Raw genomic sequence first — 23,536 nt, 5'->3', positions numbered from 1 at the left:
CGCCTATTTTGTCCGGGCCGGCGCCAGCGGGGCAACTCAGGTGGCAGCGGAGGCGGGCAATAAGATGATCGCCCTCGCGCCGCCTTCCGGCCGGTTCTCCAGCCACACCCTGCCGCCGTGCGCCTCGATGCAGGAGCGGGCGATGGCCAGGCCAAGGCCGACACCGCCGGCTTCGCGGTTGCGCCCGCGGTCCGGCCGGGCGAAGGGCTCGAACGCCTTGTCCAGCCATTCGTCCGGAATGCCGGGCCCGTCGTCGTCCACCAGGATGCGCAGCGCGCCCGACGCCGGCGGCTCCAGTCGCAGGCGGGCACGCTTGCCGTAGCGCACCGCGTTGTCCGCCAGGTTGCCCACCGCCCGCGCCAGCGCCACCGCCCTGCAGCGGTAGGGCAGCGAGGCGGGAACCTCCCAGCAAACGTCATGCCCCAACGCCGCGCGCTCGCTGCCGGCGCGGGCCACCAGTTCGGACAGGTCCACCTCGACGGTGGTTTCGCGCACGCTGTCGTCGCGGGCGAAGTGCAGGGTCTCCTCCACCATGGCGCGCATCTCGTCCAGGGTGCGCGTCATCGCCCCGCGCAGACCGGGGTCGTCCACCATCTCGACGCGCAGGCGCAGCGAGGTGATGGGAGTGCGGAAATCGTGGCTGATGGCGGCGATCATGCGGGTGCGGTCGGCGACGAAGCGGCTCAAACGCTCCTGCATGGTGTTGAAGGCGGAGGTCACTTCGCGCAGCTCCTTGGGGCCGCGCACCGGCAGCGCCTCGACCTGCTCGCCGCGGCTGATGTGCTCCGCCGCCTGCTCCAGCGCCCGCACCGGCCGCAGGATGCGGCGGGCGAACAGGAAGACCACCAGCAGCACCGGCAGGATGCTGACCGGCACCGAGAACAGCAGCGGCCGCCACCAGGTGGTGCGCACCACCGGCCACAGCTTGGCCGCCAGCACCCGGCCATCGGCCAGCGGCGCCTCGACGGTGAGGCTGGTGGCGCGCGCCACCGCGCCGGTGCGGCGAGTCAGCGGCGAATCCTCGGGCGATTCTTCCTGCATGTGCACCGCGACCGGAACCCCATCGCCAGCGCGGAGCAGGCGGGCCAGCGAGTCCGCCAGCTCCGCCTCGTCCTCGTCCATCTCCGGCACCGCCAGGGTGGGTACGGTAGCCAGGCGGAAGTGGATATCGTGGGCCCCCAGCGCGGCCAGCAGCGCTTCCTGGTCACAGCCGCTACAGGATTGCACCGCCCGGTAGGCGGCGGCGTAGCGCTCCAGGATCTGCCGCAGGGCGAGCGGATGCACCACCCCGCTGCCAAGGCCGCTGAAGGGTAGCGCGATGAGGTGGGCGGCGATGATGCCGGTGAGCAGCACGCCGATGAGCTGCCCCGCCAGCGTCCGCGGCAGCAGCCTCATGCCTGCAGCAGCCTGACGTCGGCCGACAGCAGGTAGCCGTCGCCCCAGGCGGTGCGCAGCAGCTGCGGATGGCGGGAATCGTCCTCCAGTTTCTTGCGCAGGCGGCTCACCTGGCTGTCTATGCTGCGGTCGAACACCGGCGCGTCGCTGCCGCGGATGAGGTCCAGCAGGCGCTCGCGGCTGAGCACCATGTTCGGGTGCTCCACCAGCGCCTGCAGCAGGCGGAACTCGGCGGCGCCCAGTTGCACCGCGCGGCCGCCTTCGCCATACAGCTCGCGCCGCCCCACATCCAGCACCCAGCGGCCGAAGCCATAGCGGCGCACGCCATCCTGCGGCGGCGCCACCGGTTCCGGCTGAGTCATGCGCAGGCGGCGCAGCACACCGCGGATGCGGGCCACCAGCTCGCGCGGCTCGAAGGGCTTGACCATGTAGTCGTCGGCGCCCATTTCCAGGCCGGCCACCCGGTCGGCGGTATCGGCCATCGCCGTCAACAAGATGACCGGGGTACGCAGATGCTCATGCACCCAGCGGCACAGGGACAGGCCGTCCTCCCCCGGCAGCATCACGTCGAGCACGATCAGATCGAAGCGGCTGCGCTCCAGCGCGTTGCGCATGCCGATGCCATCGGCGGCAACCGTCACATCCAGGTTGTAGCGGCCCAGGTAGGAAGCCAGCGGCTCGCGGATGTCCTCATGGTCGTCCACCACCAGGATGCGTACCGAATCACTCATCGAAGTCCTCGCACCGGCGCCACAAAGCGCCACATCTCGGCAAATTTTCTCAATATTAAATGAGTATTGTTATCAATTGAAAGCGGATCCCAGTCGCCGCCCGGGGGCTCATGCCCGGGCGCCGCCACAAACACGATGCTCATGGAGAAGTTTGCAATGTCGGTAGCCTCCCCGTTCCGGCTGACGCCGGTCGCCCTCGCCCTCAGCCTCGCCTTTGTCTCGCTCTCCCCCGCCCGCGCCCAGCAGGGGAGCGACGCCGCGCAAGGCGCTGACACCACGCTTGCCGAAGTCCAGGTGCTGGGCACCGCGGAAGAAACGCTGAAGCAGGCACCCGGCGTTTCCGTCATCACCGCCGAAGACATCGAGAAGCGGCCGCCAGCCAACGACCTTTCCGACATCATCCGCCGCATGCCGGGCGTGAATCTCACTGGCAACAGCTCCACCGGTGCCCGCGGCAACAACCGCCAGATCGACCTGCGCGGCATGGGACCGGAGAACACGCTGATCCTGATTGACGGCAAGCCCGTGACCTCGCGCAACTCGGTGCGCTACAGCCGCAACGGCGAGCGCGACACCCGCGGCGACTCCAACTGGGTGCCGGCGGAAGAAGTGGCCAGCATCGAGGTCATCCGCGGCCCGGCGGCGGCGCGCTACGGCTCCGGCGCCGCCGGCGGCGTGGTGAACATCATCACCAAAGGCATTCCGGAAGAACTGCGCGGCTCGGTGACGCTGTACACCAATCAGCCGGAAGACTCGGACGAGGGCGACACCAGGCGGGTGAACTTCAGCGCCAGCGGCCCCATCAACGAGCAGTTCGGCTTCCGCGTCTATGGCAACTACAACAAGACCGACAGCGACGAGCCGGACATCAACGTCGCCGACACCGCCGCCGGCGCCAGCACCGCAGCCGGCCGCGAGGGCGTGATCAACAAGGACATCAAGGCCATGCTGCGGTGGAAGCCGGTGGAGAGCCAGACGCTGGACTTCGAGTACGGCTACTCCCGCCAGGGCAACATCTACGCCGGCGACACCAATCTCGGCTCCAGCGCCACCGACGAGGGCACCGCCACCGGCACCAACCCTGCCTCCTTCCTCGGCAAGGAGACCAACACCATGACCCGCCGCACCTACTCGGTGTCGCACAAGGGGGATTGGTCCTTCGGCAAGTCCAGCGCCTACTTCCAGTACGAGAACACCAAGAACCGCCGCCTGGGCGAAGGCGCTGCCGGTGGTGGCGAAGGCAACATCAACAGTGCCGAACAGTTCACCAGCGAACTGGACGGCTACACCCTCAACGGCCAGGTGGACATCCCCTTCAAGCTCGGCGTGAATCAGGTGCTGACCGCCGGCGTGGAATGGAACCGCCAGGAGCTGGACGATCCGCGCTCGGTGCAGAACGGCGTTGCCGGCGGCATCACCTGGCCGGGCGTGGTTCCCGCCGCCCAGCGCACCACCGACATCGACGCCACCATCACCTCCTTCTTCGTCGAGGACAACATCGAGCTGACCTCCGACCTGATCATCACGCCGGGTGTGCGCCTGGACCACCACAGCGAGTTCGGCAACAACTGGAGCCCGGCGCTGAACGCCTCCTACATGATCACGCCGGAAGTCACCCTGAAGGGCGGCATCGCCCGCGCCTTCAAGGCGCCCAACCTGTACCAGATGAACCCCAACTATCTGTACAGCACCATGGGCAACGGCTGCCCGGTGGGCTTCAGCAACCCCTGCTACGTGCTCGGCAACGAGGACCTGGATCCGGAAATCAGCGTCAACAAGGAAATCGGCATCAACTACACCCACAATGGCTGGAACGTGGGCCTGACCTATTTCCACAACAAGTACGACAACAAGATCACCTCCGGCATGACCAACCTGAACACCTCCGGCGCACTCACCGGCAGCGTGCTGCAGTGGGAGAACGCCACCAACGCGGTGATCGCCGGCTACGAAGGCAACCTGCTGGTGCCGCTGTCGCCCACCCTCAACTGGAGCACCAACTTCACCTACATGCAGCGCAACAAGGATCAGGACGGCCAGCCGCTGTCCATCATCCCGAAGTACACGGTGAACACCACGCTGGACTGGCAGCCCACCGACGCGCTGTCCTTCGTCGTTACCGGCACCTTCTACGGCGAGCAGAAACCACGCACCCGCGCAGCCAGCACCGGCGCGGCGGTCACCGACCCCGAAGCGCTGGAAACCCGCGAGGCCTACAACCTGTGGGGCGTCAGCGCCGGCTACACCTTCAGCAAGATGTGGAAGGGCCGCGTCGGCGTCAGCAATCTGTTCGACAAGCGCCTGTATCGTGAAGGCAACGGCAGCTCCGCCGGCGCCAACACCTACAATGAACCGGGCCGCGCCTACTACGCGACGCTGACCGCCTCGTTCTGATTACCGCCCCGCGCATCCACTCCGGCTGCCGCCCGAACCGTCCGCTCCGGACGGTTTTCCGTTTCCTGCCCCGACCATGCCACGCACACTCTCCGCCCTGAGCCCCCTCGCCGCCCTGGCCGCACTTGCCCTCGCCAGCCTGGCGCCCGGCAACGCCCATGCCCAGCCGCGGCTCGAAGCCTCCGCCGAACCCGGCATCGTTGCCACCGGCTCGGCGCACTACCTGTTCGACACCCTGAACCTGAGCTCCACCGACGGCGAGCGCCGCTACCGGGTGTTGATCGCCCGCCCGCGCGCAGCAGCGCCGGCGCAGGGCTACCCGGTGGTCTATCTGCTGGACGGCAACGCCGCCATCGAGGCGCTGAACGAAGCCCTGCTCGGCGAGCTTGCCGCCGCTGCTCCGCCGGTGCTCGTCGCCATCGGCTACGACACGCCGCAGCGCTTCGACGTCGTCGCCCGCGCCTACGACTACACCCCACCGCTGGCGGGCGAGACGGCGCAGACCGATCCGCTGGACCCGAAACGCAAGAACGGTGGCGCCGCCGATTTCCTCGACTTCATCGAACAACGGATCAAACCGGAAGTCGCCGCGCGCGTACCGGTGGACGCCGCCCGCCAAGGGCTGTGGGGTCACTCCTACGGCGGCCTGTTCGTGTTCTACACCTTGCTGACGCGGCCGCAGGCCTTCACCGCCTACGCCGCCGCCAGCCCGGCGCTGTGGTGGCGCGACGGCAATCTGATCCTCGACCGCGGGCAGGATTACGCCCGCAGCCTCGCCGGCCGGCACGCCCGCCTGCTGGTGATGCGCGGCGGCAACGAAGGCCGGGGCGCTCGCCCGGACGCCCCGCCGGGAGCGACACCCGAGCGCATCGCACAACGCAGCCGTGCCACCCGGGCACTGTCGCCGGATGCCCTGCCCGCCCTCACCGCCCGCCTCGGCGAACTGCCGGGCGTTGAGACGGCCTTCCAGGAAGTCCCCGGCCTGGACCACGGCCCCATGTTCCCCGCCTCCATCGGCCCCAGCCTGCGCTGGATGAGCATGCCGGCCCGCCCATGAACACCCCCCACAGCGACGGCTACCAAACCGGCCTGCCCTACCCGGCCTACTTCCACCGCGAGCTGACGCCCGGCTGGCTGGCAACCACCGTTACCGCCCTCGGCCACCGCGCGCCTCCGCTCTCCGGCCCCTACACCTGGTGCGAGCTGGGCTGCGGCCCCGGGCTGACGACGCTGATCGCCGCCGCCAGCAATCCGGCAGGCACGTTCTACGGAGTGGATTTCGACGCCGCCGCCATCGCCCACGCCCGCGCACTGGCGGCCGAGAGTGGCCTGGACAATGCGCACTTCCTGCAACTGAGCTTCGCAGAACTGGTAGACGCAGGCTGCAGCCCGCTGCCGCCGCTGGACTTCGTCGTGCTGCACGGGGTGCTGTCCTGGATCTCGCCCGCCAACCGGCAGGCAGTGATGCGCATCATCGAAAACCGGCTCAAGCCCGGCGGCATCGCCTGCCTCGCCTACATGAGCCAGCCGGGCAGCGCGCCGATGATGGCGATGCAGCGCGTTCTGCAGCGCAGTGCCCGGCTAGCCGGTGCAGCGCCCGGCCTGGAGTCGGGCCTGGCGCTGCTGCGCGGGCTGCGCGACGGCGGCGCCGGCCAGTTCGCGGTGGTGCCGGAGCTGAGCCGGCAGCTGGACGAGGTCATGCGTCATCCGCAGGGCTATCTGGCGCATGAATTCCTCGGCGCGCACTGGGAGCCGCTGCATGTGGCCGACGTCATGGCGGCGGCGGAGAGCGCCGGCTGCGGCTTCCTCGGCAGCGCCACGCCGCTGGAAAACATCGACGCGGTTTCCCTGCCCGGCGGCACCCAGGCCACCATCGGCGCCATCGCCGATACCGCGCTGCGCGAAACAGCGAAGGACATCGCCCGCAACCAGACCCTGCGCCGCGACCTCTATCAGCGCGGTCCGCAGCCCTTGACCGTGGCCGAACACCGCGCCGCCCTCGAGGCCCAGCGCCTGCGGGCCCTGCCCGGCGCCCCACGCCAGGGCGCGCTACGCTTCGACACCCGGATAGGCCCGGTGAACGGCCCGGCGGCGATGTTCTCGCCGCTGCTGGAAGCCCTGGCCGACGGCGAAGCGCAGCGCTTCGGCGAGTTGCTGCGCCTGCCCGCTTATGCCGGCAGCCGCGGCGGCCTGCTCAACCAAGCCAGCCAGATGCTGTACTGGGCGGGGCATCTGCACCCCTGCCCGGCGACGGCGCCCGATCCCGCGCCCGCCCAAGCGCTGAATCGCGCCATCCTGCGTGCGGTGGCCGCAGGCGGCGACTACCCTGGCCTGGCGGCCCCGGCCATCGGCGCCGGCATCCCCGCCCCGCGCGACTCCCTGCTCGCCGCCCTGGCTTGGCTGAAGCCGGACTTACCCGCCGCGGCAGCAGTCCCTGCAGCAGTCCGCACACATTTCCGGCACGAAACCCTGCCGGCCTGGCAGCGCCTGGGCGCGCTGCCAGCCTCCCCCTCGAACTGAAGCCAAAAGCAAAGAGCCCGGCATTTGCCGGGCTCTTCATGAACTTCGCCGCGTGCAGGAAAAACTCAGGACACCGCCAGCATCCGCTCCAGCGCGATCTTGGCCAGCGCGGCCTCGTGCTCCGGCACCACGATGTGATTCACCACGTTGCCGTCGGCCAGATTTTCCAGCGTCCACGCCAGGTGCTGCGGGTCGATGCGCTGCATGGTGGAACACATGCAGACGGTGGGCGCCATGAACTGCACGATCTTGCCCTGCGGCTTCATCTCCTCCGCCAGGCGGTTCACCAGGTTCAGCTCGGTGCCGACCAGCCAGCGGGTGTTGGCCGGCGCATCGGAGATGACCCGGATGATGTACTCGGTGGAGCCGACGAAGTCCGAATTGCGGCAGACGTCCAGGCTGCTCTCCGGGTGGGAGATCACCATGCCGTCCGGATATTGCATGCGCCAGCGGCGGATGTGGCTCTCCTGGAACATCTGGTGCACCGAGCAGTGGCCCTTCCACAGCAGGATCCTGGCATTGCGGATCTGCTCCGGCGTCAGGCCGCCGTACTCCTGGTCCGGGTCCCACACCACCATCTGCTCCAGCGGGATGCCCTTCTTGAAGCCCGTCCAGCGGCCCAGGTGCTGGTCGGGGAAGAACAGCACCTTCTCGCGCTGGGCGAAGGCCCAGTCGAGGATGGTGGGAGCGTTGGTGGAAGTGCACACGATGCCGCCGTGCTCGCCACAGAAGGCCTTCAGGTCGGCGGCGGAGTTGATGTAGGTCACCGGCGTGATCAGCGCGTCAGGCGTGTCCAGCACTTCCGCCAGCTCGCGCCAGCAGCGCTCCACCTTGGCGAGGTTAGCCATGTCGGCCATCGAACAGCCGGCGGCGAGATCGGGCAGGATGGCCTTCTGCGTCGGCCGCGACATGATGTCCGCCACCTCGGCCATGAAATGCACGCCGCAGAAGACGATGAACTCGGCGTCGGTCTGCGAGGCCAGTCGCGACAGCTTGAGCGAGTCACCGGTCAGGTCGGCGTGCTGATAAACGTCCGCGCGCTGGTAGTGGTGGCACAGCAGCACCGCGCGCTCGCCCAGCCGGGCACGGGCGGCGCGGATGCGCTCCTGCGCCTCCTGATCCTGAAGCACGTTGAATCGATCGAAACTGATGGGGGCCACTTGCATGATGCTGACTCGCTGAAGAGGAGTGATTCAGGCTGCTGCTACGGCTGGGGGTTCCCGGCGCCGCGCTCAGCCCTGCTGCCAGGGCAGGCCGGCATGGCGCCAGCCGCCGATGTGGTTGCGCTGGCCCTTGGCGTCCTTGTCGCCTTCGAAGCCTTCGAGGATGTTGTAGCAGTTGCTGTAACCAGCGCCGACCGCCGCCTTCGAGGCCGCATCCGAACGGCCACCGGAGCGGCACAGGAACATCACCAGCGCCTCCGGATCCACCGCCTGGCGCAACTGGTTGAGGAAAGCCGGATTCGGCTGGCTGCCCGGCCAGGTCAGCCATTCGATTTCCACCGCGCCGGGCACGCGTCCGACCCAGTCCCACTCCGCCCGGGTACGTACATCCACCAGCTTGGCACCCGGCGCCAGCTGCCAGACCTGGTAGGCCTCGGCCGGCGTCAGCGCGCCTTCGTAGGGCAGGTTCAGATCGCTGGCCCGCTGGCGGGCAAGCGCGAGCAGTTCGGAAAGGGTTCCCATGTTCGGCATCCGGCTAGAATGACGTGAATCTCGAAGTATATCCGCTCATCTCCCCCACTGCGCCCCTCCCGCCATGCCCGTTTCCCCGAGCAGCCCCGGCGCCATTCCCGATTCCGCCGACGCGCGCAGCCGTGGAATACGCCGCACCACTCTCATCGCAGTCGCCACCAATGCCTTCCTGGCGGTCGCCCAAGTAGCCATCGGCCTTCTCGCCAATGCCTTCAGCCTGGTTGCCGACGCCGCCCACACCTTCTCCGACCTGGTGACGGACCTGCTGGTGCTGGTCGCCGGCAAGCGCGGCGCCGACCCGGCGGACAAGAACCATCCCTATGGCCACGGCCGCATCGAAACCGCAACCTCACTGGTGCTCGGCGTCGCCCTCGCCGGCGTGGGCATCGGCTTCCTCCTCAGTTCCGGCCTGCGCCTGCAGCACATGGACGACCAGCCCGACCTTCACCCCGTCGCGCTGGCGATGGCGCTGCTGACGCTGCTCGCCAAGGAAGCGCTGTTCCGCTACACCTTGGCCGCCAGCCGCCGCCTCAAGGCGCCGCTGCTGGAGGCGAATGCCTGGCATGCACGGTCGGATGCAGCCTCTTCGCTGGTCGTGGCCGCCGGCATCGGCGGCAGCCTCGCGGGCTATCCCTTCCTCGAACCGCTGGGCGCGGCAGTGGTCGGCTTCCTCATCCTCAGCATGGGGCTGCGCCTGGCATGGAAGGCCATGCGGGAACTGGTGGATACCGGCCTGCCTGAAGAGGAAGTGGCCCGCCTGCGTCGCACCATCCAGGAAACACCGGGCGTGGTCGGCCTGCACGAGCTGCGCACCCGGCGCATGGCCGACCGCATCCTGTGCGACGCCCATGTCCAGGTCGATCCGCGCCTCACCGTCTCCGAAGGCCACCGGATCTCGGACAGGGTCTACTTCCGCCTCCGCGCCGCCCACCCTGAGATCCAGGACGCCCTGGTGCACATCGATGCCGAACTGGACGACCAACGCGACCGCCCGCACCCCGCCTTACCCGAAAGGGCAGAAATCCTGGCTCAAGTGCATGCTCTTCTCGGCACAGTCGATGCGCCACCCGAGCGCGTCCAGATCCATTACCTCGGAGACAGCGCGGAAGTGGAAATCCTGCTGCCCCCGGGCGGGGCGTGCGCGGAAGGTCATGCACTCAAACAGCGCACCGAAGCATGGACGACTCGCCAGCCCGCCATCCGCAAGGTGTCCTACTTCCAACGAATAGCCCCATAAAAGGGCGACCACCCAATCAAATGCACCATAAAAGTGCATCCAGCCCCGCCCCTCGGAAAAAATGCCCTTGTGGCACAATGCGCCGACGGCCGCAAACGCTATGGCACAGATGCTGCTTATGTCCGCCGCGACGGAAGCATGACCGTTACCCGAAGAAATACGCCTCAGCTCACCAGGAGTGAATATGAACGCTCAAGAAGTCATGAAGTTGATCCAGGAAAACGAAGTCCGCTTCGTGGACCTGCGCTTTACCGATACACGGGGCAAGGAGCAGCACGTCGGGCTGCCGGTCTCCGCGTTCGAGGAAGAGCATTTTGAACACGGCCACCCGTTCGATGGTTCCTCCATCTCCGGCTGGAAGGGCATCCAGGCTTCGGACATGATCCTGATGCCGGAAGCCAGCTCCGCCTATATCGATCCCTTCTTCGACGAAACCACCCTGGTTCTGACGTGTGACGTCATCGAGCCCTCCGATGGCAAGGGCTACGACCGCGACCCGCGCTCCATCGCCAAGCGCGCCGAAGCCTATCTGAAGTCCACCGGCCTGGGCGACACCGCCTACTTCGGCCCGGAACCCGAATTCTTCATCTTCGACTCCATCGAATGGGCTGCCGACATGTCCGGCTGCTTCGTGAAGATCTCTTCCGAAGAAGCTGCGTGGTCCTCCGCCGAGAAGTTCGAAGGCGGCAACACCGGCCACCGTCCCAAGGTCAAGGGCGGCTACTTCCCGGTCCCCCCGGTCGACAGCCTGAATGACATCCGCGCCGCCATGTGCCTGGCGCTGGAAGGCATCGGCATCCCGGTCGAAGTGCATCACCACGAAGTCGCCACCGCCGGCCAGTGCGAAATCGGCACCAAGTTCAACACCCTGACCAAGCGCGCCGACTGGACCCAGGCTCTGAAGTACGTGGTGCAGAACGTCGCTCACCAGTACGGCAAGACCGCCACCTTCATGCCCAAGCCCATCGTTGGCGACAACGGTTCCGGCATGCACGTGCACCAGTCCATCTGGAAGGACGGCCAGAACCTGTTCGCCGGCAACGGCTACGCCGGCCTGTCCGAGTTCGCGCTGTACTACATCGGCGGCATCATCAAGCACGCCCGCGCGCTGAACGCCATCACCAACCCGGGCACCAACTCCTACAAGCGTCTGGTGCCGCACTTCGAAGCCCCGACCAAGCTGGCTTACTCCGCCCGCAACCGCTCGGCTTCCATCCGCATTCCGTACGTCGCCAACCCGAAGGGCCGCCGCATCGAAGCGCGCTTCCCGGACCCTCTGGCGAACCCGTACCTGGCCTTCTCCGCGCTGATGATGGCCGGCCTGGACGGCGTGCAGAACAAGATCCACCCGGGCGACGCTGCCGACAAGAACCTGTACGACCTGCCGCCGGAAGAAGACGCGAAGATCCCGACCGTCTGCACCAGCCTCGATCAGGCCCTGGAGTACCTGGACAAGGACCGCGAGTTCCTGACCCGCGGCGGTGTGTTCAGCAATGACTTCATCGACGCCTACATCGAACTGAAGATGGAAGAAGTCACTCGCTTCCGCATGACGACCCACCCGGTCGAGTTCGACATGTACTACAGCCTGTAATCCCAACGGGATTACTCGCAGCGAGGGGGACGGGCAATGCCCGTCCCCTTTTTTTATGGTCTAATCCCCCGCATCCGCGCGGCCGGCGCAGCCCGGCCTTCCTGCCTCAGTCCATCGCCGCCTTCGGAACCGCCCATGAGACAGCTGCGCCCTCTGGCGCTTTCTCTCGCCCTCCTGGCCCCCCTGTTTGCCCACGCCGACGTCTATAAGTGTGTAGATGCAGAAGGCCGCACCACCTACACCAACGACCGCAACCTGGCACGCAACTGCAAACTGCTGGAGCAGGGCCAGGCAGTCTCCTCCGTCCCCCCACCGCCCCCACGCCAGACCGCGCCGGCGCAAAGCACCTCGCCTTCCAGCTTCCCCCGCGTAAGCGCCGATACCCAGCGCGCCCGCGACAACAGCCGGCGCGAGGTTCTCGAAGGCGAACTCGCCGCCGAAGAGAAGTCCCTCGCTGCGGCACGCCAGGCGTTGAGCGAACAGGAGGCGATACGCACCGGGGATGAGCGCAACTACCAGAAAGTCCTGGATCGCCTGAAGCCCTACCAGGACAGAGTGGACCTGCACCAGCGCAACATCGAAGCCCTGCGGCGGGAGATCGCCAACCTGCGCTGAACCTCCATGGCGCGTTTTTTGCATCGTCCGCCTCGCAAAACTCCAAGAACGCGCCATGACCCATCCGCACCCGCCCGCCTCCGGCCCCTTCGCCGGCCTTGAACTGCTCTCCTCCGCCGTGGTGCTGGTCGACGAGCACCTGACCATCCGCTACATCAATCCCGGTGCCGAAAACCTCTTCGCCATCAGCCAGCGCAAGCTGGTCGGCACCCAGCTGTCCCGCCTGCTGGGTGAGCCGCCCGGCCTGGGTGCGGCGCTCGAGAATGCGCTGCGCACCAACTGGAGCTACACCGGGCAGGATCTGAAGATCCCGCGTAACAACGCCGAGCCGATCAACCTCGACTGCACCGTCAGCCCGGTGGAGGCCAACGGCGTGCGGCTGCTACTGGAATTCCGGCCGATAGATGCCCAGTTGCGTGTCGCCCGCGAGGAGCAGCTCCTGCAGCAGCAGCAGGCCAATCGCGAGCTGATCCGCAATCTTGCTCACGAGATCAAGAACCCGCTGGGCGGCATCCGTGGCTCTGCCCAGCTGCTGGAGCGGGAACTGGCCGATCCGCAGCTGCGCGAATACACCGAGGTCATCATCGCCGAGGCGGATCGCCTGCAGGACCTGATGAACCGGCTGCTGACCTCGCACAGCATGATGCGGCCGGCCCAGCTCAACATCCATGACGTGCTCGAGCGCGTACGGCGCCTCATCCTGGCCGAGTTTCCCGACCTGGTGATCCGCCGCGACTATGACACCAGCCTGCCCGAGCTCACCGCCGACCGCGAGCAACTCATCCAGGCCATACTCAACATCACCCGCAATGCAGCCCAGGCACTTGAAGGCCGCGGCGAGATCCGGCTGCGCACCCGGGTCGCGCGCCAAGTCACGCTGGCCAAGCGCCGTTTCAAACTGGCATTGGAATTGCAAGTAATCGACAACGGCCCCGGCATACCGGAGGAGATCCGCGACAAGATCTTCTACCCCTTGGTCTCGGGGCGGGACGGTGGTAGCGGACTGGGCCTGTCTCTCGCCCAGAGCTTCGTGGAGCAGCACCAGGGCATGATCGACGTCGAAAGCCGCCCTGGCCGGACCTGCTTCATGATTCTGCTGCCGATCACGGACCGGACGTAAGCACGTACGGGACGCACCATAATAGTGCATACACAATAATGAATACCGTCTGGATCGTAGATGACGACCGCTCCATCCGCTGGGTGCTGGAAAAAGCCCTGGGGCGCGAAGAGATTTCACACCGCAGCTTCACCTCGGCCAATGAGGCGCTGCAGGAACTGGAGAACACCAGCCACCCGCCCAAGGTGCTGCTGTCGGACATCCGCATGCCGGGCGAAACCGGGCTGACTCTGCTGCAGCGGGTCAAGGCCATGCACCCGCAGTTGCCGGTGATCATCATGACCGCCTATTCCGACCTGGAGAGTGCGGTTTCCGCCTTCCAGGGCGGCGCTTTCGAATACCTGCCCAAGCCTTTCGACGTCGACCAGGCGGTTGCACTGGTTCGCCGCGCAATCGATCAGAGCACGCACCAGGAAGGTGCAAGCGAAGACACCTCGCTGGCGCCGGAGATCCTCGGCCAGGCGCCCTCGATGCAGGAAGTCTTCCGCGCCATCGGCCGGCTTTCCCAGTCCCACGCCACCGTGCTGATCAATGGCGAGTCCGGCACCGGCAAGGAGCTGGTGGCCCGTGCGCTGCACCGCCACAGCCCGCGCCGCGACGCGCCCTTTATCGCTATCAACACCGCGGCGATCCCCCGCGACCTGCTGGAATCGGAACTCTTCGGCCATGAGCGCGGCGCCTTCACCGGGGCCGCCGCCCAGCGCCGCGGCCGCTTCGAGCAGGCCGAGAACGGCACCCTGTTCCTGGACGAGATCGGCGACATGCCGTCCGAGCTGCAAACCCGCCTGCTGCGGGTGCTGTCCGACGGCAACTTCTATCGCGTCGGCGGCCATCAGCCGATCAAGGCCAACGTGCGCGTCATCGCCGCCACCCACCAGGATCTCGAAGAACGGGTGCGACTGGGCCTGTTCCGCGAGGATCTCTTCCACCGCCTCAATGTCATCCGCCTGCGCCTGCCGCCGTTGCGCGAGCGCCGGGAGGACGTGCCCATCCTGGTCCGCCACTTCCTGCAGCGCAGTGCCCAGGAGCTGGGCGTGGAGAGCAAGCGGGTATCGGAAGGGGCAATCAAGTACCTGCAGGCCCTGCCCTTCCCCGGCAACGTCCGCCAGCTGGAAAACCTGTGCCATTGGCTCACCGTGATGGCCCCCGGCCAGATCGTGGAAGTCGCCGACCTGCCACCGGAGATGCGCGACCAGCCGACCCGCGAAACCCCGGTCAACTGGGTGGATGGACTGGGCCTGGAGACCGACCGCCTGATCGCCGCCACCCCGGGCGAAGTCTTCGACCGCCTCACGCGCGAGTTCGAACGCACCCTGATCCGGCGCGCGCTCACCGCCACTGGCGGCCGCCGCATCGAAGCGGCCCAGCTGCTCGGCATAGGCCGTAACACCATCACCCGCAAGATCCAGGAACTCGGCATGGACGAAGACCGTAACCACGCGGTCGATCACAACGCCGACAGCGAGGACTGACCGTACCGCCGCCATGCACCAGGGCCGTGCATGGCGGTCGAGTTGGCGGATAATGCCGCTTTCCGTATTACGCGAGCCGCACTTGTCCGCCCCTGCTGCACCCGACTATCCCCTCCCCGGCCTCGGCGATCTCGACGCCCAGTTCTCTGTGCGCCACCTTCCCGCCTGCGAGTCCACCAACAGCGTGCTGATGGACGCGCCGCCCGCGGATGACGGCCGCGTACATGTCGTGCTGACCGACCGCCAGACCGCCGGCCGCGGCCGCCGCGGTCGGCAATGGCAATCCTGGCAAGGCGGCAGCCTTACCTTCTCCGCGTTGTGGCGCTTCGACGCCGGCGCCCCGGTACCCGCCGGACTCTCGCTGGTCGCCGGCCTGGCACTGGCCCGCACCCTGGAACAGCTGGGCGTCGCCGGCGTGCAACTGAAATGGCCGAACGATGTGCTGATCCACGGAGCCAAGCTGGCCGGCATCCTGGTCGAGCTGCTCCCGGGCCGCGGCCGCACCCCGGCCGCCATCATTGGCATCGGCGTCAATCTCAGCCTCCCTCCAACGGCCACGATAGAAGGACAGAAGGCGGTGACCGATCTCCAGCGCGAACTCGGCCGCGATGTCGACCGCGACACCCTGCTCGCCGCCCTGCTGCGCGAACTGCATGGCCTGCTGACAACCTACGCCGCCGCCGGCTTTCCCGCACTGCGTGCGGCCTGGGAGCAGCGCAATGCCTTCGCCGGGCTGCCGGTAAGCATTCTGGGCGAAGCGGAAGCCCTGCAGGGCACCTGTATCGGCGTGGCGGAGGATGGCGCGCTGCTGTTGCGGGGCGAAGACGGCGTGCGGCGCATCCTCTCCGGCGAAGTGTCGCTGCGGGCCGCGCCATGATCCTGCTGCTGGACGTCGGCAACACCCGCCTCAAATGGCGCCTGCAGGCGGAAGCACCCGGGATCGGTGGCACCACCTTTCAGGAAGGTAACCTGGGCCATGGCGAGCTGGGCCGACTCACCGAGCTGCTGGCAGCGCATCCCGAGATACAGCGCCTAATCGGCAGCAACGTCGCCGGCCCGGCCGTCGGGGCGGAAATCGCCCGGCTCGCGGGCGCGCAGCGGATCACCGCCGAGTGGCTGCGCCCGTCCGCAGCCCAGTGCGGCGTCCGCAATCACTACCTCCGCCCGGAGACGCTTGGAGCGGACCGCTGGGCCGCGCTGATAGGCGCTCGCGCCCGGCATACCGGCCCGGCCCTGGTAGTCACCGCCGGCACTGCGACCACCCTGGACTTGCTGGATGGCGACGGCAACTTCCGCGGCGGCGCCATCCTCCCCGGAGTCGAACTCATGCGCCAGGCCCTGGCCGGCAACACCGCGCAGCTGCCCCTCGCGGACGGCAGCTACAGCGAGACACCGAGAAACACTGCGGACGCGATACACAGCGGCATCCTGCATGCACAAGCCGGAGCGGTGGAACGCATGTTCCGCCAGATCGCCGACCAGCCCGCCGCACTCTGTCTGCTCGGCGGCGGTGCGGCGGACGCCTTTTCCAGCCTGCTGCAGATACCCCTGCGCCGTGCCGAAAACCTGGTGCTGGATGGCCTTGGCCTAATCGCCCACTCCGGCCCCCACTCCAATCCCCACTCCGGCCGCAGCAGCTGAACGGCGCCCTCGCCCCTGCGGCTTATCCCGCGCCTGCGGATCGGTTAAGCTCAAGCTCATGTCTACGCTGCGCTTCCTGTTCATCCTGCTGCTGCTCCTCAACGTCCTCGCCTTCGCCACCCTGAAGGGCTGGCTGGGTGGCAACGCTCCCACCGGCGAACCGGAGCGCCTGAACAATCAGCTCGCTCCCGAGCGCATCCAGTTCATCCGCAAGGACGGCAAGGAGCCAGCCGCCTCTCAGCCCGCCCAGGCGGATCCGGCCCCACTGGCCCCCCAGCAACCCGTCGGCACACCCCAAGCGCAGGAGACGCCCGTCCCGCTTCCCGCCACGGCGGAGACCTTGCAGTGCCGGGCCTGGACCGGCCTCAACACGGAGGACGCAGGCCAGCTCGCCGAGAAACTGCGAGCGGCCGGGCTGCAGCCACGTCAGAGCAGCTACGAGAGCGTCACCGCCTGGTGGGTCCGCATACCACCGCAGGGCAGCCGGGAAGCCGCCGAACGCAAGGTGCGCGAGTTGAAAGCGCTTGGTGTCAGCGACTACTTCATCGTGCAGGATGCAGGCCCCACCCAATACGCCGTTTCCCTGGGGCTGTTCAAGACGGAAAACGCCGCCAACCAGCAGCTGGCGCAGTTGCGCAGCCGGGGCGTCCGCTCTGCCGGCATCACCACTCGCAATGGTCTACATCATCGAGTGGAGGTGAGCGCACCGGCGGGCGCACTCACTGCGTACGACGGCCTAGATCCCGCACATCAGGGCGAATGCAAGCCGTGAAACCCTACGTCGTCGGGCTTACCGGCGGCATCGGCAGCGGCAAGAGCGCGGCAGCCGACCATTTCGTCGCGCTGGGCGCCAGCCTGGTAGACACCGACCGCATCGCCCATGCGCTGACCGCTCCCGGCGGCTCCGCCATCCCGGCCATCCGCTCCATCTTTGGCGCAGGCATGATCGCAGCCGATGGCAGCATGGACAGGACGGCGATGCGGGCGCTGGTCTTCGAGCGCCCCGAAGCCAGACGCGAACTGGAGGCCATCCTCCACCCCCTGATCCGCGCCAGCAGCGACCGCGCTTGCCTGGCGGCGCCCGGCCCTTACGTGATACTCGCCGTGCCGCTGTTGATCGAGTCCGGCAGCTACCGCTCCCGCTGCAGCCGGATATGCGTGGTCGACTGCCCGGAAGCATTGCAAATCAAGCGTGTCCGCAGCCGCAGCGGACTGGACGAAAGTCAGATCCGCGCGATCATGGCCAGCCAGGCCACGCGGGCGCAGCGGCTCGCCGCCGCGGACGATGTGATCGACAACAGCGGCCCATTGGCGGAACTCGCCCCCCAGGTCCAGCGTCTTCACCTCCAATACCTCGCAGCCGCAGCCCGATAGCAGCGGCGGCGGCGCAGAAACCGAGCAATGGCGCGGGCCGCACGCTCATCGCTGTGCTATTATCGATCGATATCCTGAGACCCGAGACGCTGGCGGACATTACGCGGTGATCAGCTACGAATATCCCCTCAACGAGCGTATCCGCACCCTCCTGCGCCTGGAAGACCTGTTCCGCAAGGTGGGTCATTTCAACCGCAGTGAAGCGCCTCAGGATCACCACGTCTCGCTCCTCACCCTGTTCGAAATCCTGGAAGTCGCCAGCAGAGCGGATCTCAAGGTGGATCTGGTACAGGAGCTCGAGCGCCAGCGCCAGACCCTGATGTCCTATCGCAACAACCCGGCAATCTCCGAAGAGGCCTTGGCGGGCGCCCTCTACGAGATCGAGCAGGCCTCCACCGGCCTGCTGGCAATGGCGGGAAAGATCGGCCAGTACCTGCGCGAGAACGAGTGGCTGATGAGCATCCGGAGCCGTGCTGCCATCCCGGGCGGAGCCTGTCAGTTCGACCTCCCCTCCTATCACTTCTGGCTTAATCGCGATGCGGATGCCCGCCGGCGGGACCTGGAAGGCTGGGTCCGCCCGATGACGCCGATACGCGACGGGCTGGAAATCGTGCTTCGCCTTCTCCGCGGCAGCGGCCGCCCGGAAGGCCAGCGCGCCCGCTGCGGCACCTACCAGCTGACGATGGCAGGCCGTGCCGCCCAGATGGTCCGGGTAAGCGTTCCCCACAGCGAAGCCGTGGTTCCCGAAATCAGCGCCAATAAGTACGCGCTGAACATCCGTTTCATGCTGCCGGAAACCATCGCCCGCCCGCGGGTGGCGGAACGCGATGTGCAATTCGAACTTACCTTCTGCAGTCTTTAAATGGCCGAGCAAGCCCCTAGGGTCGTCAAGTGCCCTACCTGCGGCAAACCGGTGGAGTGGCTTCCGGAAAACCGCTATCGCCCCTTTTGCTCCGAGCGTTGCAAGAAGATTGATCTCGGCGCCTGGGCTTCCGAGGATTACCGCGTTCCCGCTGCTCCGCCGGACGCAAGCGAGGGCGGTGAAAACGCCTGATCCTGCCTGAACTCCCAGGCCCCCCGGATGGCGGCGACACCGTGCGCTCCCGCGTTCCGGGCGGTTTCCATGTCCGAGAATCGCAGTCCCCCCAGCGCTAGGACTGGTAGCGGCAAGTCCGCGCTCAATCTGGCGAATGCCTCCCACCCCAAGGACACCTCACCGGGATGCGTGGGAGTCGCCATCACTGCCCCCAGCAAGGCATAGTCCAGCCCCAGCCCGGCGGCCTTTTCCAGCTCTGCCCGGGTATGGCAGGAGGCCCCAACCCAACGAAATGGCGGTCGCTCGCCCAAAGCCTGCAGCCGCCGGGCGGGGAGATGCAAGCCCGGGGCACCCAACGCTTGCGCAAACTCCGGTTCCGTATTGAGAACGGCGACCGCTCCCGCCTGCGCCGCCAGGCGCAAGGCCTCCCGGGCAAAGTCGCGATAGGCGACAGCGTCCAGCCCCGGCTCCCTCACCTGCACGAAGCGTAATCCAGCGGAGAGCGACACCTCCAGCGCATTCAATTGCTGCATCACACCGACCTTGCCGGCCTGGGTAATTCCCATGCACCTGGGCAAGCTCAACGCTTTCAGCACCGGCCCATTGGCAGGCAACATCGGAAGCGGCATCTCGCCGCCCGGCGTAATCCATGCCAGGCGATCGTGCACTTGTCCAAAGGGCTCGCCTTCCCAGGCAGTCACCTCGAAGAAACGCAGCCGGACGTAGGCGTGCTCGTAATCGTGCTCTCTGCAAAGCCACGGCCGGAGGTGGCGCACTCGAATTCCCAGCTCCTCCTCGAGTTCGCGCCTCAACGCCTGGGCCGCGCTCTCACCCGGTTCGACCTTGCCACCGGGAAACTCCCAGTAGCCGGCGTAAGGCACATTCCCCGCGCGGCGCCCCAGCAGGAATGTACCATCCTGCCGGGTGATAACGCCGGCCGCCACCTCAACCACCTTAGCCCGCCTATCTGGCGTCATTGCACTCTACACTCCCTCACTGCCACGACCCTGCGCAAAAAAGGCGCTCGTCGTGCCCCATCTTCACTACTCAGAAAGCAACCAGCCACAACGCCGTGGAGAGCTCCTGCCTCACTCGTCCTCATCCTCTCGCGCCTTCTCTTGCCTGGGCCAGGTCGCCCAGACGATGACGAGCAGCAGCATCAAAGCCAGCCCGGCCTCCAGAAAGATCACCCACACACTTGCCTCCCGGGAAATTTGAGCCTCGACCGGTATACTGCCCCCCTTTCTGGCTCAAATCCTCTGTACTCATGTTCCTGGCTCCGGCGCAATTCCGCCTGCTAAGTATTTCCGCCGCCTTTGCCTTGCTCGCCGGCTGCAGCACCACCGCAACGCCTCCCCAGCAGATCAGGTCCTCGGGCCATGAGGCCAAGGCCTGTCCTGCGCCTCAACCCTGCCCCGTCTGTCCAAGCTGTCCTCCATCAGTGACGACACCCGCCCCAGCGGCCCCGGCTGCGCCACTGCAGACCTCATCCTGGAGCGCCATGCCTGGATGGCGCGAAGACGACCTGGCCGCCGCATGGCCAGCCCTGCGCGAGTCCTGCAGCGTCTTGGGGAAACAGGAAGGGTGGAGCTATGTCTGTGAGATAGCCCGCATTCTCGGGGAGCGCCCCGGAGTATCCGCCATCCGCCAGTTCTTCGAAACCAACTTCACGCCGTGGCAGCTGACCAACCCGGATCATAGCGCCGAGGGCTTGATCACCGGCTATTACGAGCCGCTGATCAAAGGTAGCCGGACACGCTCAGCCCAATATTCATGGCCGGTGTATGGCGTGCCATCCGACATGCTCACTATCGAGCTGGGAGACGTCTACCCTGAACTGAAGAACATGCGCCTGCGAGGGCGTCTGGTCGGCAACAAGGTCGTGCCTTACTGGACACGGGGGGAACTTGAGGAAAACGGCCGGAAACCTCAGGCTAAGACCTTGTTCTGGGCCGCGGATCCGATCGACCTTTTCTTCCTGCAAGTCCAGGGATCAGGCCGGATCCAGTTGCCGGATGGAAGCTACGCCAGGATAGGCTACGCCGATCAGAACGGGCACCCTTATCAGTCGATTGGCCGCTGGCTGGTGGACCAGGGAGAACTGCCCTTGGAGAAGGCATCCATGGATGGCATCAAACGCTGGGCCGCAACGCATCCCACCCGTCTAGCAGAATTGCTCAATGCCAATCCGAGCTATGTATTCTTCCGCGAGCTCCCTCAACGTGAAGGCGGCCCCATAGGCGCCCAAGGCACCCCGATTACCGCTGGCCGCAGTCTCGCAGTCGATCCAAGATACGTCCCACTGGGTGCCCCGGTCTTCCTGGCGACAACCTATCCCCTGAGCGAAAAACCGTTGCAACGCCTGATGGTCGCCCAAGATACCGGCGGCGCAATAAGGGGTGTCGTCAGGGCTGACTTCTTTTGGGGCTTTGGCCCGGAGGCCGGGGCGCAAGCTGGCCGGATGCGTCAGCAAGGGAAGATGTGGGCTCTACTCCCGAACGGGATGCAGGCTGGCGAGCGCTGAACACTCACCGCCCACAAGAAAAGCTCACTTGCTGACCGCCGCCAGCGCCTTCTCGATCTCGGCCATCGGCGCATAACCGCCAATGCGCGTGCCGTCTGCAAGGAAGAGCGTGGGCGTACCGTGGATCTTCAGCTTCTGGCCGAGCGCCAGGTTCCGGTCGATCACGCTGGTATCGCACTCCTTGCTGGCGGGAGCCTTGCCGTCATTCATCCAGTCATTCCAGGCTTTGGACCTGTCCTTGGCGCACCAGATGTTCTGGGACTTGGTGGTGGAATCCGGGCTGAGGATGGGGTACAGGAAGACGTACAGGGTTACATCATTCATCTGCGCCAGCTCTTTCGCCAGACGCTTGCAGTAACCGCAGTTCGGATCCTCGAAGGTTGCAATCACCCGCTTGCCGTTACCCTTCACCTGCTTGATCGCCTGATTCAGAGGCAGGCTGGAGAAATCGATGGCAGACAGCTGGTTCAGACGCGTCTGCGTCACATCCTTCCTCGTCTGGGTGTCGATCAAGCGGCCGTCGATAATGAAACCCGCCTTCTCATCGGTATAAACCAGTTCCCCGCTCTTCAGCACTACCTCGTAAAGACCGCCATAAGGTGTACGGGCTACAGATTCGACGGCGGGAGCTCCGACGAAAGTTTCTACAGCCTTCCGCACCGCATCTTCATTTGCGTGGGCAAATCCGGCCATCAGAAGGGCACAAGAAAGCATCGCCGCCTTGAGGCCAAGGCGCTTGCAGAAAGAAAACATCCACTTCTCCAGAGTTATGAGAACTTACCGCTAACCGCGTAGCGCACCAGCGAGTTCGTTAGGACAGGCAGCCTTCCGGTGAGGTTCAGCCCCGCATTGCGGAAAAAAGCGGCAGCAGGATTACGCGCGGCAAACAGCCGATTCAAACCATGCGTGGCGTACTGGAGCATGAATGGCTCCTCCGCCCGCTTTCGCGCATATCGCCGGAGAAACGAGTAGTCTCCGATGTCCCGCCACTCAGGCGCGGCCTCCAACAACTCTGCCAGCGCCTTTGCGTCTTGAAAGCCCAAATTAATGCCATGCCCGGAGAGAGGGTGTATTGCATGCGCTGCGTCCCCGATCAGCGCCACCCGCTGCCTGACAACACTTTCTACCCTCATCAACCGCAGTGGAAACGCCGCTGGCCTCCCCCTAAGACTTAGCTTGCCCAATAGACGGCCACCTGCCCTCTCCACCCGGGAGCAGAGTTCCTGCTCATTCATTTGCAGCAGGGATTGGGCAAAGTCATCCTTGACCGACCAGACCATGGACATCATACGTCCAGGCAAAGGCAACCAGGCAAGGACACCGTCGCCGCGGAACCATTGGTAGGCAATACCGCGGTGATCTCCCTCGCATTCGAAATTGGCAACCACACCCATCTCGCCATAGGGAACACTACGTGTTGCCAGCCCGCTTTGGTCACGAACCCAGGAGTCCCGGCCATCGGCCCCAACTAGCAGACGCCCCGTTAAGATGTCACCCCCATCAAGCTCAAGGCATATGGACGCGTCCTCAAACCTTGCAGAAACGGGGATCCTCGGGCAAAACAAGGTCACGTTATGTTGGCGTTTCACACTCTCCCGGAGTTCATCATGAACCAGGCGAGACTCCCCGATCCAGGCCAGTTCTTGCAAACCGCTCTCATAGGCGGAGAACCGTAAAGCGCCTTGTTCATCGCCATAGACTTTCATCTCGGCAACAGCACAAAGCCTTTCCCTATCCAGATGCTGCCACACTCCCAACTCCTGCAAGAACTTCGCACTAGCAGGGCTGTATGCATAGATCCGTGCGTCCCATTCCGAATAAGGCTGCTTCGCAGCCAAGTGAGGCTCGACTATCGCAATGGACAAACGCGATTTTCTAAGTGCCACTGCTGCAGCAAGCCCTGCGAGGCCCCCACCAACGATTATCAAATCAAATTTCATATTGATGTGCCGGAATAGGTACGAGGACATTTTGCCTTAGCGAATGAACACTCGTCACTTGAGTTCCATCTGGACAACTTGGGGGTAGATTTCGATTTAGATTCAACCGCTCCGCGTTGGCATTTCGATCCGCAAACGCAAAAAGCCCCTGCACTTTAATGTGCAGGGGCTTTTCAAATAGTTAGTCTGACGATGACCTACTTTCACGAGAGCGCATCTCACTATCATCGGCGCGGTCTTGTTTCACGG

23 protein-coding genes are annotated in these 23,536 nt (G+C 65.8%); 15 read left to right on the top strand and 8 right to left on the bottom strand.

The genetic code is table 11. The annotated features are described in order from the left end of the window. Nucleotides 1-36: 36 nt before the first annotated feature. The 3 genes from C7389_RS06035 to C7389_RS24825 are packed head-to-tail and all read right to left on the bottom strand — an operon-like array spanning nt 37 to nt 2,269. Nucleotides 37-1,395, bottom strand: a complete 1,359-nt coding sequence (locus C7389_RS06035; protein WP_211168191.1) for an ATP-binding protein — start codon at nt 1,393-1,395, stop codon at nt 37-39. After that, nucleotides 1,392-2,126, bottom strand: a complete 735-nt coding sequence (locus tag C7389_RS06030; RefSeq protein ID WP_133589387.1) for a response regulator — start codon at nt 2,124-2,126, stop codon at nt 1,392-1,394. The genes C7389_RS06035 and C7389_RS06030 overlap by 4 nt, the downstream gene beginning before the upstream one ends. Then, complete coding sequence (locus tag C7389_RS24825) at nt 2,123-2,269, bottom strand: hypothetical protein (protein WP_162851683.1); 147 nt, start codon at nt 2,267-2,269, stop codon at nt 2,123-2,125. Before C7389_RS24825 ends, C7389_RS06030 begins: the two co-directional genes overlap by 4 nt. 13 nt (nt 2,270-2,282) lie before the next feature. On the opposite strand from C7389_RS24825, the gene C7389_RS06025 reads away from it, so the two are divergent. The 3 genes from C7389_RS06025 (at nt 2,283) to C7389_RS06015 (ending at nt 7,040) form a co-directional block, all read left to right on the top strand. Further along, a complete protein-coding gene (locus tag C7389_RS06025) occupies nt 2,283-4,520 on the top strand; it encodes a FepA family TonB-dependent siderophore receptor (RefSeq protein ID WP_246034652.1) in 2,238 nt (745 codons plus the stop codon). A 76-nt stretch (nt 4,521-4,596) separates the two neighbouring features. Continuing rightward, nucleotides 4,597-5,577 carry an alpha/beta hydrolase gene (locus tag C7389_RS06020; protein WP_133589385.1) on the top strand — a complete coding sequence of 327 codons (981 nt, stop codon included), beginning with the start codon at nt 4,597-4,599 and terminating at the stop codon, nt 5,575-5,577. Next, nucleotides 5,574-7,040 carry a class I SAM-dependent methyltransferase gene (locus C7389_RS06015; protein ID WP_133589383.1) on the top strand — a complete coding sequence of 489 codons (1,467 nt, stop codon included), beginning with the start codon at nt 5,574-5,576 and terminating at the stop codon, nt 7,038-7,040. The genes C7389_RS06020 and C7389_RS06015 overlap by 4 nt, the downstream gene beginning before the upstream one ends. Before the next feature lie 65 nt (nt 7,041-7,105). On the opposite strand, the gene nadA is transcribed toward C7389_RS06015, so the two are convergent. Both nadA and C7389_RS06005 read right to left on the bottom strand, forming a co-directional pair. Then, nucleotides 7,106-8,206, bottom strand: coding sequence for a quinolinate synthase NadA (nadA, locus tag C7389_RS06010; protein WP_133589381.1), 1,101 nt, complete (start codon nt 8,204-8,206; stop codon nt 7,106-7,108). Nucleotides 8,207-8,272: 66 nt separating this feature from the next. Further along, entirely contained in the window at nt 8,273-8,725 is a 453-nt protein-coding gene (locus C7389_RS06005; protein WP_133589379.1) for a rhodanese-like domain-containing protein, read from the bottom strand. Nucleotides 8,726-8,798: 73 nt separating this feature from the next. On the opposite strand from C7389_RS06005, the gene C7389_RS06000 reads away from it, so the two are divergent. The 11 genes from C7389_RS06000 (at nt 8,799) to C7389_RS05950 (ending at nt 18,841) form a co-directional block, all read left to right on the top strand. Further along, nucleotides 8,799-9,971: a cation diffusion facilitator family transporter gene (locus tag C7389_RS06000; RefSeq protein WP_133589377.1), complete on the top strand. Its 1,173-nt coding sequence runs from the start codon at nt 8,799-8,801 to the stop codon at nt 9,969-9,971. Nucleotides 9,972-10,155: 184 nt separating this feature from the next. Beyond that, complete coding sequence (glnA, locus tag C7389_RS05995; protein WP_133589375.1) at nt 10,156-11,565, top strand: type I glutamate--ammonia ligase; 1,410 nt, start codon at nt 10,156-10,158, stop codon at nt 11,563-11,565. Between the two features lie 135 nt (nt 11,566-11,700). Then, entirely contained in the window at nt 11,701-12,180 is a 480-nt protein-coding gene (locus tag C7389_RS05990) for a DUF4124 domain-containing protein (RefSeq protein WP_133589373.1), read from the top strand. A 55-nt stretch (nt 12,181-12,235) separates the two neighbouring features. Then, nucleotides 12,236-13,300: a nitrogen regulation protein NR(II) gene (glnL, locus tag C7389_RS05985; protein WP_133589371.1), complete on the top strand. Its 1,065-nt coding sequence runs from the start codon at nt 12,236-12,238 to the stop codon at nt 13,298-13,300. Nucleotides 13,301-13,338: 38 nt separating this feature from the next. Further along, a complete protein-coding gene (ntrC, locus tag C7389_RS05980) occupies nt 13,339-14,772 on the top strand; it encodes a nitrogen regulation protein NR(I) (protein WP_133589369.1) in 1,434 nt (477 codons plus the stop codon). A gap of 82 nt (nt 14,773-14,854) precedes the next feature. Continuing rightward, the gene (locus C7389_RS05975) at nt 14,855-15,649 is read left to right on the top strand and encodes a biotin--[acetyl-CoA-carboxylase] ligase (protein WP_425455559.1); all 795 of its coding nucleotides are present in this window, start codon (nt 14,855-14,857) and stop codon (nt 15,647-15,649) included. After that, nucleotides 15,646-16,413, top strand: a complete 768-nt coding sequence (locus tag C7389_RS05970; RefSeq protein ID WP_133589365.1) for a type III pantothenate kinase — start codon at nt 15,646-15,648, stop codon at nt 16,411-16,413. The genes C7389_RS05975 and C7389_RS05970 overlap by 4 nt, the downstream gene beginning before the upstream one ends. A gap of 58 nt (nt 16,414-16,471) precedes the next feature. Beyond that, a complete protein-coding gene (locus tag C7389_RS05965; RefSeq protein WP_133589363.1) occupies nt 16,472-17,185 on the top strand; it encodes an SPOR domain-containing protein in 714 nt (237 codons plus the stop codon). Next, a complete protein-coding gene (coaE, locus tag C7389_RS05960; RefSeq protein ID WP_133589361.1) occupies nt 17,173-17,787 on the top strand; it encodes a dephospho-CoA kinase in 615 nt (204 codons plus the stop codon). Before C7389_RS05965 ends, coaE begins: the two co-directional genes overlap by 13 nt. A gap of 106 nt (nt 17,788-17,893) precedes the next feature. Then, on the top strand, nt 17,894-18,649 hold the full coding sequence (gene zapD, locus C7389_RS05955; protein WP_133589359.1) for a cell division protein ZapD: 756 nt from the start codon (nt 17,894-17,896) through the stop codon (nt 18,647-18,649). Beyond that, nucleotides 18,650-18,841, top strand: coding sequence for a DNA gyrase inhibitor YacG (locus C7389_RS05950; protein WP_133589357.1), 192 nt, complete (start codon nt 18,650-18,652; stop codon nt 18,839-18,841). Here C7389_RS05950 and C7389_RS05945 read toward each other — a convergent pair. Then, a complete protein-coding gene (locus tag C7389_RS05945) occupies nt 18,787-19,800 on the bottom strand; it encodes a Nudix family hydrolase (RefSeq protein ID WP_133589355.1) in 1,014 nt (337 codons plus the stop codon). The genes C7389_RS05950 and C7389_RS05945 overlap by 55 nt on opposite strands. Nucleotides 19,801-20,324: 524 nt before the next feature. Here C7389_RS05945 and mltA point away from each other — a divergent pair. Beyond that, entirely contained in the window at nt 20,325-21,347 is a 1,023-nt protein-coding gene (gene mltA, locus C7389_RS05940) for a murein transglycosylase A (RefSeq protein ID WP_133589353.1), read from the top strand. Between the two features lie 24 nt (nt 21,348-21,371). Here mltA and C7389_RS05935 read toward each other — a convergent pair whose 3' ends face one another. Together C7389_RS05935 and C7389_RS05930 are read right to left on the bottom strand one after the other, a co-directional pair. Then, the gene (locus tag C7389_RS05935) at nt 21,372-22,061 is read right to left on the bottom strand and encodes a DsbC family protein (RefSeq protein ID WP_246034669.1); all 690 of its coding nucleotides are present in this window, start codon (nt 22,059-22,061) and stop codon (nt 21,372-21,374) included. A 53-nt stretch (nt 22,062-22,114) separates the two neighbouring features. Beyond that, nucleotides 22,115-23,287 carry a UbiH/UbiF family hydroxylase gene (locus C7389_RS05930; protein ID WP_133589795.1) on the bottom strand — a complete coding sequence of 391 codons (1,173 nt, stop codon included), beginning with the start codon at nt 23,285-23,287 and terminating at the stop codon, nt 22,115-22,117. Between the last annotated feature and the right edge of the window lie 249 nt (nt 23,288-23,536).

This window comes from Azoarcus indigens, assembly GCF_004361735.1.
In the GTDB taxonomy this organism is placed as follows: Bacteria; Pseudomonadota; Gammaproteobacteria; order Burkholderiales; family Rhodocyclaceae; genus Azoarcus; species Azoarcus indigens.
This window is presented reverse-complemented; position numbering and strand designations above follow the sequence as displayed.